Raw genomic sequence first — 12984 nt, forward strand, 5'->3', positions numbered from 1 at the left:
TACTGAATCCGACTCTTTAGGAAATTGGGTAACAAGGTTTGGCTATATATGTACAAAATATAGCGTTAATTTGTTATCTGCGATTTGCTCGATTACATGCATAGTAATATCAGTGTTAATAACATGGACGTCGATGATTTACTTTGATGCTCCAATGATTGAGTACGGAATTATTGTATCGGCAATAATTCCTGCTTTGATTTCCTATCCTTCATTTTTACTTGTTTGGAGTTTGATTTTACGTTTGTATGAAGCTGAACGAAAAATGGCTGATAAAGCGAATCATGATCCATTAACACTGCTACCGAATAGGCGCTGCTTTGATGTATTTATAGACGAACTGTTAAAAGAACATCATAACAAAAAAATAAGCGGTACGCTTTTTTTAGTTGATATTGATAATTTTAAGTTATACAACGACTTTTATGGCCACCAACAAGGGGATGTTTGCTTACAAGTTGTTTCTCAGGTATTACAACGCGAATTAAAAGGACTTTCTGGTATGATTGCCCGATATGGTGGCGAAGAATTTATTATTTTAATGTTAAACACATCTATAGAAGACTCTCACAGATTAGGCTCTAGGTTATGTAAAGCAATATCAGAAGAGAATATTTCTCACAAAAGCAACTCTCCGATAAAATGCGTAACAGTCAGTGTTGGTGGAGCATACTGCAATGATCTTATTAGAGAAAAATATATTGATGGTTTACTCTCTCTAGCTGACAAACATTTATATGACTCTAAGTCTAAAGGCAGAAATAGATTTATTATGTAGAACAAGACACTATAATCGATATTAAAACACGCTCACACACCTATTTACCTACATATTTATGCGAGTATAGCCCTCATATTATTTGAATCAATAATGACAAATATGATCCTGTAATCACATTCAAAAAATCATCTATTTTCCACATCGAAATTTAAATCCAAGCGCTATTAATGGCTAAATACGACGGTTTCACAACTCCTTACACTCAAAACCATCAGTTATTAAATTCTAACCGCATAATTATCACTTTACTATATTTCAACTAACAAAAATCCTTTGCTTGATAATTTTTGAAACCAAAAAAGTGAACTTAAGGAAATATATAAAAATAAAACCATTGAGTATAACTTAAAAAGATCATATTAATACGCTTAATGTAATAATAAAAAGTAGATTTTTACAAACTAATATGAGATAATCTAATATTATTAGAACTATTTATACATCTTCATTGTTATATTTTTGAGTTTTTCAACAGATCAGCAATTAAAATTTACGCTTTTCTTGCAAGAACCCCAAAAATGTTAAGCACGGTGACTTCATGCGTATTTGTTCTTCAATCTTTCTCTTATTTTTTTGCACACAATACCTCTATCCGCTAGAGAAACATTACAAGCTGTTACTTTTAATTCCCACCTTATAGTTTTTTAATTGACCATCACATTTCCAGCTACGCAACAGAAACCTTGCAAGCAGCCTTGGACGAAATGTCTCAAAACGTTACGATACAAGTCTACCCTATGTTAAGAGGCATTTATAAAGCGAAAACTTCTAAGAATGTTGTAATATATCCCCTACTTCGACTGCCGCGCCTTGAGGATGATTTTTATTGGCTTCAACAAATATCACCATCAAAGAATTTTTTATTTAAACACCACTCTAGGAACGATATAAAGATATCGCTTTTACACGAAGCAAAAAATTACAACATTGGGGTAATAAGGGGGAGTAGTCTAGCGGATACTCTTAAAGAGAACGGCTTTGAAAATGTCTTTGAAGTAACTAATGGAATACAAAATGTTCTGAAACTAACAAAAAACAGAATTGATTTACTGGCTAGCGACGAACTGATGCTCGATCATCTCATTGATATTTATAACAAGGAAAAACCTGATAATAAATTGGATATGCGAGAATTTGTAAAAGTTAGCTATATACCTACCTATAATGATAAAATGTATATAGCGATGGGGAAAAACTCTGTTTGATCCGCACCAGCAGTTTTGGACACCGAGTTAAGTGAGTACAATCACTAACGAGGTGAACCATGACAAGCAAGAAAAAACGTATTATCCATTCTCCTGAATTTAAAGCAGAAGCCCTGAAGCTAGCAGAGAAAGTGGGAGTCGCTGCAGCAGCGAGGCAGCTCTCTTTACACGAATCCCAGATCTACAGTTGGCGTAAGGCCGCGAAGAAAGACACCAGTACCAGTCAGCGGGAAAAAGATCTAGCCGCTGAAGTCGCCAAGCTTAAAAGGCAATTGGCTGAGCAAACTGAAGAGCTAGATATAGTAAAAAAGGCCGATGTAGATTCAAGGGATCATAGCAACACCTTTTTCAATCATGTGCGATGGTGTTTTAAATTTCAATGTTTTCCGCGGGCGTTCATTTAATTGACATGCCACCTTATTAAGGGTTTCCTGCGAGTGCAGCGATAAATTAGTTTTTTTAGGGAAGTACTGTCTAATCAGGCTATTAGTATTCTCATTCGTTCCTCTTTGCCATGGGCATTGAGGGTCACAAAAATAAACGGGGATACCTATTTCCTTTGTCAGATCAGCGTGTTTAGCTAGTTCCATCCCTCTATCCCAAGTTAATGACTTTCGATATTCAGCAGGCATTTTTTTAAATACAGTTAATAACGCTGTATGGACTGACTCGGCGTCTTTTCCTGCAAGTTTGAGGATGATTGTGAAGCGAGATTTTCTATCTACAAGAGTGGCGATATGTGTATTCTTTGAACCTGATACAAGATCACCTTCCCAGTGACCTACTGACTTACGATTCTCAATGTTCTTGGAACGTTCATGTATGGACACACCGTTCACAATGCTCGTGAAACTTCTATCACCGCTTCGTCGATGATGTCGGCTGTGACGCATCGGCCTACCTCTGCGTAGATGCTGAGTGAAGGAGTGATGAATAATACTTTTGGCTCGGATATACATTGATTTATAAATGGTTTCATGTGATATCTGCATGCTTTTTCTACGTGGATATTGAACTCTCAACCAACCTGATATTTGTTCGGGAGACCACTTCAGTTCAAGTTTTGATACGACAATCCCTCTGAGTTCAGTGTTGCGTTCTAAAGCTCCAAGCTTTGGACGTTTAGCCATACGTTTTGCTCGGTTGTCTGCATTAACAGCTTTGTAATAACGACGACCTCGGTTGCGTGCAACCTCTCTCGAAATTGTTGAAGGAGAGCGGTTTAGCATGCGAGCAATAGCTCGTAGCGACATTTTGGCAGATAGAGCAACTCTGATTTCCTCTCGTTCTTCCAGAGTTAAGTGTTGCTTGTTCCTTTTTCGTGTATTGGGTTTGATGCCCCCAGTTTCACGTAATGCTGTAAATACAGTACCTGGTGCTGCGTTTAATATTCGGCCAATATCGCTATATCCAGTACCTTGTTTCCATAAATTAAATACGAGATCTTTCTCTTCTTGAGTAAACGTACGTTTTGCTCGTTTCATCATTGGTGTCCATGCAAATCAGTATTTTAGTAAAACTGTTGCGATGACCAATTGAATCTACAGCCACCTTCTTCGCGAAAAATCTAAAGTAGATTGCTACGAATTTATGCTCGAACACTTGCCGTGCTTCAATGTTGCCCGTATGGCTAAGGTGTTCGGGGTATCTCGAAGTGGATTTTATTACTGGATTAAGCACCGCCATAAGGCTATCCAGCGTGAGGCAAATCGCCAAGAGTTTGATACCAAGGTCAAGGAGGCGTTTGACAGCAGCAAAGGCCGAGATGGTGCGAGGCGCATTCAAAAAGAACTGGCTGAGAACGGTGATAGTCATAACGTTAAAACCATTGCAGCCAGTATGAAGCGTCAGGATTTGACTCCGAAAGCCGCACGCAAGTTTAAGTGTACAACAGACAGCAAGCATAAAATGCCTGTTGCTCCGAACCTGCTGGCTCAGGACTTGAACGCAGTGGCTCCGAATCAAAAGTGGGCGGGTGACGTCACCTACGTTGCCACAAGCGAAGGTTGGCTGTACTTGGCGGTAATTATTGATCTTTACTCAAGACAAGTAGTCGGCTGGTCTATGGATACCAGAATGACTGCTACGCTGGTCTGTGATGCGTTATCAATGGCCTTGTTCCGTCGCGGATTCCCTGAGCAAGTTATCGTTCACAGTGATCGAGGTAGCCAGTATTGCTCAAAAGACTATCGAGACCTCATAACCGCTTATAATCTAAAGCAAAGTATGAGTAGAAAAGGAAACTGCTGGGACACGCTTGTGTTGAAAGCTTCTTCCATTCAATGAAAGTTGAAGCGATCCAATATGAGCCGATCATGACGCGAGACGAGATGCGTCAAGCGATCTTCGAATACATAGAGATTGATTATAATCGGACGAGAAGGCACAGTGCTCTTGGGTATCTAAGCCCAGTTAACTTTGAACAACAAAATGTCGCTTAATGAAGTGTCCAGTCTGGCTGGAGCAGATCATCTCCTTGCGGGTTCGTTTTGTTGACCGTTTCTGCCGACAGATAAGCAGATACAAGCTGTGAGTTTTTAGCTTTAATTGCCTCAAAAAGTGCACTGGTATCAGTATTAGCCAGACACGACGTACTAATTAGCCCCCCCACCAATAGAGTCAGGTACATCTGTTTCATTTATCTTCCTTGTTATTGCAGGCTTCCCGGTAACACACTTGGTTTCGTCCCTGATCTTTAGCGAGATAAAGAGCCCTGTCTGCTTCTTTCAACAGATCACCAAAACAGTTATTCCCTTTACTGCACACAGATACCCCAATACTAACCGTACAGTGGATGTTATTTCCTTCATCCTCAAAACGATACTCGTCCACACCGCTCCTTATCCGCTCAGCAAGCAATAGTGCCTCTTTCCGGTTCGTCTCGGGTAGCAATACCGCAAACTCTTCACCTCCCAGACGAGCTACTGTATCAACTTCTCTTAACTCTTTCGTTAACAAAGTCGCAATTTGCTTTAAAACCACATCCCCCGAAAAATGACCATAGGTATCATTAATTCTCTTGAAATAATCGATGTCTAACATTAATAAGCTTAGATATTTTTTATAACGGGTACAGCGGGCAACTTCACTGCCCAGTATTTCCATAAAATGACGGCGATTACTTAAGCCGGTAAGGGAATCCTTCATTGCCACTTCATTTAACGCGGCTTCCCTCTTAATAACCTCTTTTTCGTAATAAATAAAACTTTTGGTCATATCAGTAAGTTCATCGTTACGCGTCTCAATAATATTTGCTTCCCGGCCGGCGATACGTTCTAAAATGGCTGAATTCAGATTCACCAAGCGCAATACAAGGTTATGATGAAAGTAATATATAACCCATGCGATCGAAGAGAGCAGTATGAAATAGAGAACAAACAGTGCCGAAGTCATCTTCTCAACACTGCTGTTAAGATAACTTGTTGTGTTCGCAGCATCATCAATGAGTTCATTAAACAGTGTTGTTTGCGTCGCTTTGAAATCACTAACTACTTTTTTAGCAAAGTTTGCCCTGCTGGCACTCTCGATGGCTATTTTCACTCTTGAATGCATTAAGGCAATCAGTCCATCTGTCGCCAATAATTCGTCGTTAAGCCTTTTTTCCAGCAATAAAACATCATGCTGGTAAGGCAAAGGTATCTTGCCGGACAAACCCTTGAGTTTTTCAGCATCACTTTTCAGAGTCGATCCAACACGCTTTAATTTGTATAGTGTGGTTAACGTGCTGGATTCCCCGGCTAAACTCAGCATATTAACCGACGTGTTCACCCAATCAGTAATTAGGCTTCTGTCTGCTTCATTAATTTGATCTGAACTTAAATTATTTTTAAACGTAACAATACCTTTCATCAGTTCAAATAAATTCAGTACCTTAACCTTACTTTGTTCATTAATTTTTATTCTTCTGGCGATAAGCTGATTTAAGTCTGCCAGAACACGTTCTAATACAACCAACTCATTATTGAGTTCTTCAAATACAGTAATCTCATTTGAAAACTTAGTACGTATATTACTGCTATTTTCCTGAATACCCTTATAGGCTATACGTCGGGATGATTCTGAATTAGCTGCCGCTAAACGCTCTGTCTCCACCAATAAATTATCAAACTTACTCACATTGGATGCATCCAGTACAACCTGCGGAATGGTATCTTTAGCCAGAAGGTTCAGAGCCCCGTTAAAGCTGTATAAACTCACTAAAGTCAGGCCTGAAATGATGATCAGAGACAGAGTAATCACAGACAACCCTATTCTGACTGTGCGGGAAATACTCGTTCGGGCAATTTTCTTTTCGACTCCCCGAAATTTCAGCCTCAGCTTATTTTTGTTTAGGAACATCTAAATCCTCATTAGGTACTGCATTTTCGACTAATTCTACCTTCAACTTTCGGGCTCACTTCGCTTTTTTCACTAATATAGGCCCTTACAAGCTCCCACATAATCAAGCTTACTTTTTTACTGTTCAGAGGCTGTTTGCCTTTAAACATAACAAATCCATCTCCGCCTCTGGCTAAATATTCTGATGTGGCGATTGTATATTGTTTATCCAGCGCAATTGGCTGGCCGCCTATGGTCACTGAGCTGACACGCTGCCCTGCCGGAGCATCCGGGCACCAGTTGAACGTCATGCCGGATATCTGTAAAAACCTGCCTTTAACCTGCTCAACTAAGCTTAAGCCATTTTCTAAAGCAGCCAGGATATCTTGTCCGCTCGCCTGAATCAGCACGCTGGGAGGATCAAAAGGCAGCTCACTTTGAATATCTTTACGGGTTAACTCTGCTCCTGCTGCATAATCTTTATTCCCTCTTATCGAACCACCGTTAACAAGCGCTATATCGGCACTGTAATATTCGCGCAAAGCATCTGCTACCAAGTTACCAAAGGCTGTCTCCTCGGTACGGACTTTTTCGCGCTTAGAAGTAATCTTAGAGGTAACCTTACCTACCGGTGTATTCATTATTCCGTCCAGAGCAGACAAGTAATAGTCAACCTTATTTGAAAACTCTGGATCGGGTTCGAAATTATTAAGAGAGATAAGTTCTGCGTCAAATTTAGCGGTTGCGCTGTTATCGAAGTTAACTTTAATTAGCGCCGCTTTTCCCTGTTCGGTTCCCTGATTAACAAACAAGCCACTGCCCACAGGCAAAACACTATCTTCATAGGAGTTGGAATAAAGCACCAAATCAACCAGCTGTTTTTCTATAAGCTTTTTAAGTTGCTCTTCTTCGTGGCTGGCCATCAAAATAACCAAATCTGCCCCATCTCTACGTAAAGAACGTGCTTTACTCCCTATAAGTTCGAAACTAGGGTCAACTGAGATGCGGTCAGGCGGGTAATTTTCCATAACCAAAGGATCTAACGCACTGAAGACACACACTTTTATATCATGCAGCGTAAAGCACATACTCTCCTCGGTGCTTTCAAATCGCCCTCCGGTCAACGGGTCTGTAATATTGATATTGATGTAGGGAAATGCCGACTCCTGAATACGTAGTGACAGCTCATCCTCTTTAAATGCAAACTCTCTTTCATTGATGGCAACTGCATCAGGTTCCATGATGTTAAGCAGGTCAATCATATGGGTGCCCCTGTCAAACGAGGACATAAGGCTCCCCGCCAGAAAGTCTCCTCCATGCAGAAAAAGCGTATTCTTATTGGCCTGACGAGTCGCTTTAACTAATGATTGTAAGTGTGCCAACCCGCCTACTTTGCTTTCTCTGGAGTCAACTTCAACGGTTTTCGAAACATAGACAATATTCAGCTCAGTTTCTGCAATTGTCTTAAAAGAGACGATGACCCCGATGAAAACACCCACTACAATATGCAATAAAGCTCTCTTCATAACTCACCTATTTTGTAACTTATAGACCCAGACAATCAATAAGATAACTTACATATTCCAAAGTTATAATATTAATCATCAGACTAGAAATCAAAAAAGTTTCATTACTATTAAAACCTATTACAGAAAAGTTAATTGCGATAAAAGCTCATTGCAAAGCAGTGGATTTAGTCACTTATAAAAGTGTTGAATTAAAAATTTGCGCGAAGAAAGAGATAAGTAAAATATTTATATAATTTTTATACTGTGTTAATTGGTTAAGCTTTATTAACCTGAAACTCTGCTACTGCGCTGTCCATCTCTATGGCCTGGCTTGATACCGAATCTACTTCCGCTAAACAGTGCTGGGCTGACAGGGTATTGCTATCCGATATTTTGTTCAGGTCACCAATGGATGTACTGACCTGATTCATCACCGCACCCTGCTCTTCGATAGCAGAAGCGATTCTTTCTGAATTAGCCTGAATATCATCCATATCAGTAATTATCTGGCCTAAGCTTTCGTCAAGGGCGATAGAAGCAGAAAGGGTTTGCTGACCTTGCTCATTACACTCTCCAATACTGGCGACTACCGATGACATCTGGCTCTGAATTGCAGAAACAACCCGGTTAATCTCTTCTGTTGACTGGTTAGTCCGGCTTGCCAGTGTTCTGACTTCATCAGCGACCACAGCAAATCCTCGACCTTGCTCACCGGCACGGGCAGCTTCAATAGCCGCATTAAGTGCCAGCAAATTGGTCTGTTCAGCAATTTCCTGAATAATATTTACCGCCCCGCCAATCTCTTCCACCTGTTCATTTAAAGAAGAAATAGAGTGCTGACTTTCACCTAAGGTGCTGGAAAGCTGATTGATATTACTGACGGTTGACTCAACCACATGACGTCCGTCTTTTGCATTCTGAGAAGCCTGATGAACGCCTTCTACTGCAACAGAGGTGCTTTCTGAAATCTCATTGATGGTTTCTACCATCTCCTGAACAGAGGTTGCCATGGTGCTGGTATGATCCGCCTGCACACTGAACTGCTCAACAACGGCCTGCAGCTCATTATGCATATTCTTCGTGCTATGGGTCAGGTGCTCAGATTTACTCTGCGTGCCAGCAATCAATGCTTCTAACTTGTCGAGTAACCTATTGAAGTAGATACCGATGGAAACCAGTTCATTTTTACCGGTCAGGTTAACCCGTTTACTCACATCATTGGTTCTGGCGATCTCCTGAATAACGGAAAGAAGCTGAGTCATCTGCAAATTAACCGAACGAGATACCCAATAAACAGACACAATAATAATAATAACAAGGGTACTGGTGGCGACCTGCTCAACCAGTTGTAGTGATGTCTGGTTTGATTTTACTTCAGCACTCAAAGCAGACGAGAAGGACTTGAATGACTCCTCCAGCACATGAGAAAACTCACGGGTCTGTCCCAGATAACCCTCTTTATAACTAAGCCCGATCACCGCTTTTTGCTTAACTAAGTTTTCTGCTGCCAGTGCTAAATCACTGCTGTTATTCCCTGACAACAGAGAGCGTTCTAACACACCCTGCCGGACGTTTTTATCAAATTCAGACAACGCTATAAGTTGTTCTCTGTTTAAGTCGGACTGGTAGCTTGAAAATGCAGAGTTATATGCACCAAGTAAACTTTAATCATCCTTAAGCCCGTGTGTCTCAAATGCAGAAACTAAGGTCTGAAAGCCTCTCTGATAATCCAGAATACCTGTACGAATCATCTGGCTCGAAGGGAGTGCGTTATTATCAAGAATAGTGGCCAGTTCACCTTCTGTAGCGATGAAAGTTGCCATGTTATTTTCGAACTTATCCAGATACTTTAAATCCATGCGCAGCAAGAAGTCTTTTTCATTACGTCGCAGGTTGAGTAATCTCACTTCCAGATCCGAGACTAACTTTGTCGCAGTCTGAAGCTGCTCTGCCGTATTGGCAAACAAGGTTGCCGCAGTGACCAGAGACAAAATTCCCAAAACGGAGACTGCGCCTAAAGAATATATTTTCTGTTTTATATTCATACTATTACCAATTAACTTAAATCCATTAACTTATGCTGAGCTGCTTAAATCCTATCACAATTACGCGTATAGGCATTGACCATATGAATATCTGCAATTCATACATTCTATATAAAGGTAGTTTGATCTTCGGCAAAACTTCAAGCAAGGTGAGATTCATCCTCAGTTTAAAGCCGAATAGTTCTTCAGATGTACTAAAATCTATTTCTCAGCGTAGTCCTGCATAGCCTTATTCACCAAATCTAACGACTCAGCAAGTACCTCGGTAAGCTGTTGCTTATTTTCCTGATACTTCTCTAGGGGCACAGCATCGGACTCAATGGACAGACAGACACCATGAAGCGCTGTCATTCCCATCGCGCCTGCTGCGCCTTTTAGTTTATGCGCCATCTGTTTAATTTCATTGCTGTCTTGTTCCATTTCAGCTTTATCCATAGCGTCAATAATCTGAGTTGAGCTTGTTTTAAACAGAGCAACCAACTCATTCATTTTTTCTATGCCCAAGGCTTGTGTATCGTCTTCAATCACTGACCACTTAATCAGCTCATCTGACTGAGGCGCAGGTTCTTCAGTTTGTGGCAACAACAGGCTTCGCCCCTCAAGGCAGCTTTGCACTAAATCTATCAGGTTCTTCTTATTAAGCGGCTTAGGCAGATAAGCATCAAAACCAGCCGCCAGATACTCTTCTACTTCCTCATTAAACACGTGAGCTGATACAGCTATCATAGGGATGGGTTTACGCTGCGGGAAATGCTCTTTCTCCAGCTTGCGTAATGTCTGAAGTAACTCAACACCGTTACAGTCAGGAAGGTTAATATCCAGCAGGGCAAGATCAAACGGCTGCTCACAAAAGATTCGTTCTGCACTACTACCATCTTCAGCAGTAACCGTACTGTGCCCTTCGTTGCTGAGTAACCCTTCCGCGACAAGGCAGTTTACCGGATTATCTTCAACCATAAGTAACTTGGCTTTCAGCTTATCTGATTTGCCAGATTTGCTCTGCTTAACCACGACTTTTTCTGTCTGTTCAAGAGGAATAGAGAACCAGAAGCGGCTGCCCTTACCCGGCTCTGATTCCACATCGATTTCACCGCGCATTGCCGTGACAATCTTACGGCTGATGGCCAGCCCCAGACCCGTTCCGCCAAGCTTGGCTTTTTCACTGCCTACCTGAGAAAAGGCATCAAACAGCAGTGCTTTCTCTTCCTCTGTAATACCAATACCTGTATCACTGATTTCAAACAGTATGTGTTGCGGTTTTTGCGGATCTAAGCTGATATAGAGTTCAATTTCCCCTTTAGAGGTAAACTTAATCGCGTTACCAATTAAGTTGTTAAGTACCTGATTTATCCGGTTAGGATCACCATACCAGAAGCCGGACACATCGCTTTCCAGATGCTTATAGAATCCCAGTCCTTTCTCAATCGCCCTACTCTCCATAAGCTGGAATATATCAGTCACCATATCGGTAATACTGAACGCCTCTTTACGAATTTCCAGCCTTCCCGCCTCGATCTTAGAGTAATCAAGTACATCATTAAGGATTGCCAACAAGGCACTACCGCTGCGGTTTATCACATCAACATAGTAACTCTGCTGAGTATTAAGGCTGGTGGATTTTAACAAGGTGGCTGTGCCGAGGACCCCGTTCATAGGCGTGCGGATTTCATGACTCATGGTAGACAAGAATGCCGTTTTGGCCCGGTTGGCTTGTTCTGCTTCTACCCTCGCCTGAGCGTGCTTCTGCACTTCTAAGTTGAGGCGTTCATTGGCATTTTGTAACTGCTTGGTTCGCTCTGTCACCGTCTCTTCAAGGTGCTCTTTGTGCTGTTCCAGTTCTGATTTAGCAGCCGACTCACTTTTCGCCACTATCTGCAACTGTTCGGCCGTATCTCTGGCGGTCACAATGGCACGCCCCATCTCTGCCAGCTCATCTTTACCCCTGATGTTAAGGGAAAAGTCCAGATCTCCACGGGCCACGGAGCGAATGGCATCTGAATACTCATGAAGCTTTTTGATGACTGAGAGGTAGACCACATTCCACAGAATAAAACTGACGGAGAGCAACCCGAGCAGTGATAAAACCACCAGAGACCACTTGGCATAGTTCAGGGTCAGGTTTACATCGGCTACCGCCTGTGCCGTAGCCGCATTGGATTCATCCACCAGTAGGCTGACGGTTTTGTTCAGTGCAGAGAACTGAGTGAGGCTCTGAGACTTGAGGATCTCTACATTTTCAGCATTCTTGTAGCGCTGGTCGATCTGTTCAAACACATCTCCCCTCGCCTCTAGCTTCTGTAGCAGATCTTTCATCTGTTCAGACCGGGTCGGGTCTTCCACAGAACCAATCCGGCGCTTCATAATCAGAAGGTTGCTCTTAAACTCCTTACCGAGTTGCTGAATACGGTCGAAGTCCGTCACGGTTTTCGACTCTTCAATCTGAGTCAGCATACGGAACGCCAGAAGGTGAAGTTCGTGCAACCGCTCAGACAGATCCAGATCCACTTCAATCAAATTATCAAGAGCGGTATAGACTTGTTCTTTATCCTGGCCATTGTTTTCCACCAGATCGTAGATATGAGTTACGTTGGCGACGGTAATGGTGCTGGTGTTCAGTACCTGAGTGCGGGTCAGGCTTTCCAGCTCATCCGCAAACAACCTCATCTCATCCACTTTTTTGGAGATATCCCTTTGCAGGGCGAGCTTGCGCTCTACAACCACACCAAGGTCAGCAATGGTATCGATAACATCCTGAATATGCGCCTCAAGGGAGTCCAGCATATCGATATCGAATGGTTTATCACCGAGTTCTTTAATGCTGTTCATCAATAGTTCAAGTTCAGTAACCAGCTGTTTTCCTGCCTGTTGACGCCCCATCTCTGTTCTGGCATCAGCGAGAAAACGAACTGATGCCAAAATACGGGTGCTATGCTGAGAAACTTCCCGCGCCTGAATCATCGCCGGCATAGCACTTTCTACCACCTTCTTCTCTGTCTGGGCAACAAATGAGAAACCTGATGTTCCTATGGTCACCGCAAGAATAAGCAGCCCCGCCATAGAAGCAAAAGATAACAGAAGCTTTCTGCCAATACTGGCTGATGCCAACAACATAATAAAACCTTGAAATG

The 12984-nt window shown here is 42.0% G+C and carries 7 protein-coding genes and 3 pseudogenes; 4 read left to right on the forward strand and 6 right to left on the reverse strand.

The annotated features are described in order from the left end of the window. Window positions 1-133: 133 nt before the first annotated feature. The 3 genes and pseudogenes from PK654_RS20070 to PK654_RS20080 form a co-directional block, all read left to right on the forward strand. Window positions 134-778: a GGDEF domain-containing protein gene (locus PK654_RS20070; protein ID WP_271699124.1), complete on the forward strand. Its 645-nt coding sequence runs from the start codon at window positions 134-136 to the stop codon at window positions 776-778. Between the two features lie 740 nt (window positions 779-1518). Then, a complete protein-coding gene (locus tag PK654_RS20075) occupies window positions 1519-1986 on the forward strand; it encodes a hypothetical protein (RefSeq protein ID WP_271699125.1) in 468 nt (155 codons plus the stop codon). A 59-nt stretch (window positions 1987-2045) separates the two neighbouring features. After that, a pseudogene (locus tag PK654_RS20080) lies at window positions 2046-2297 on the forward strand (transposase); the annotation flags it as partial. 12 nt (window positions 2298-2309) lie between these two features. Here PK654_RS20080 and PK654_RS20085 read toward each other — a convergent pair. Further along, window positions 2310-3470, reverse strand: coding sequence for an IS30 family transposase (locus tag PK654_RS20085; RefSeq protein WP_271698744.1), 1161 nt, complete (start codon window positions 3468-3470; stop codon window positions 2310-2312). A gap of 106 nt (window positions 3471-3576) precedes the next feature. Between PK654_RS20085 and PK654_RS20090 the strand changes: the two are divergent. Further along, a pseudogene (locus tag PK654_RS20090) lies at window positions 3577-4427 on the forward strand (IS3 family transposase). Here the strand turns inward: PK654_RS20090 and PK654_RS20095 are convergent. From PK654_RS20095 to torS, 5 genes and pseudogenes are all read right to left on the reverse strand, one after another. Next, window positions 4424-4624 (reverse strand): hypothetical protein, encoded by a 201-nt coding sequence (locus tag PK654_RS20095; RefSeq protein ID WP_271699127.1) that lies wholly within the window; start codon window positions 4622-4624, stop codon window positions 4424-4426. The pseudogene PK654_RS20090 and the gene PK654_RS20095 overlap by 4 nt on opposite strands. Beyond that, window positions 4621-6102 carry a GGDEF domain-containing protein gene (locus PK654_RS20100; RefSeq protein WP_271699129.1) on the reverse strand — a complete coding sequence of 494 codons (1482 nt, stop codon included), beginning with the start codon at window positions 6100-6102 and terminating at the stop codon, window positions 4621-4623. The genes PK654_RS20095 and PK654_RS20100 overlap by 4 nt, the downstream gene beginning before the upstream one ends. A gap of 233 nt (window positions 6103-6335) precedes the next feature. Beyond that, entirely contained in the window at window positions 6336-7829 is a 1494-nt protein-coding gene (locus PK654_RS20105; protein ID WP_271699131.1) for a bifunctional metallophosphatase/5'-nucleotidase, read from the reverse strand. A 257-nt stretch (window positions 7830-8086) separates the two neighbouring features. Beyond that, window positions 8087-9856: pseudogene (locus PK654_RS20110) on the reverse strand (methyl-accepting chemotaxis protein). A 201-nt stretch (window positions 9857-10057) separates the two neighbouring features. Further along, window positions 10058-12967 (reverse strand): TMAO reductase system sensor histidine kinase/response regulator TorS, encoded by a 2910-nt coding sequence (gene torS / locus PK654_RS20115; protein WP_271699132.1) that lies wholly within the window; start codon window positions 12965-12967, stop codon window positions 10058-10060. Between the last annotated feature and the right edge of the window lie 17 nt (window positions 12968-12984).

It is taken from the genome of Vibrio sp. SCSIO 43137 (genome assembly GCF_028201475.1).
Taxonomy (GTDB): domain Bacteria; phylum Pseudomonadota; class Gammaproteobacteria; order Enterobacterales; family Vibrionaceae; genus Vibrio.

Excerpts from the sequence above, each read along its gene's own strand:
- PK654_RS20070 (WP_271699124.1), top strand. The coding sequence starts at position 134 with ATGATTTACTTTGATGCTCCAATGATTGAGTACGGAATTATTGTATCG.
- PK654_RS20075 (WP_271699125.1), top strand. The coding sequence starts at position 1,519 with ATGTTAAGAGGCATTTATAAAGCGAAAACTTCTAAGAATGTTGTAATA.
- PK654_RS20085 (WP_271698744.1), bottom strand. The coding sequence starts at position 3,470 with ATGAAACGAGCAAAACGTACGTTTACTCAAGAAGAGAAAGATCTCGTA.
- PK654_RS20095 (WP_271699127.1), bottom strand. The coding sequence starts at position 4,624 with ATGAAACAGATGTACCTGACTCTATTGGTGGGGGGGCTAATTAGTACG.
- PK654_RS20105 (WP_271699131.1), bottom strand. The coding sequence starts at position 7,829 with ATGAAGAGAGCTTTATTGCATATTGTAGTGGGTGTTTTCATCGGGGTC.
- torS (WP_271699132.1), bottom strand. The coding sequence starts at position 12,967 with ATGTTGTTGGCATCAGCCAGTATTGGCAGAAAGCTTCTGTTATCTTTT.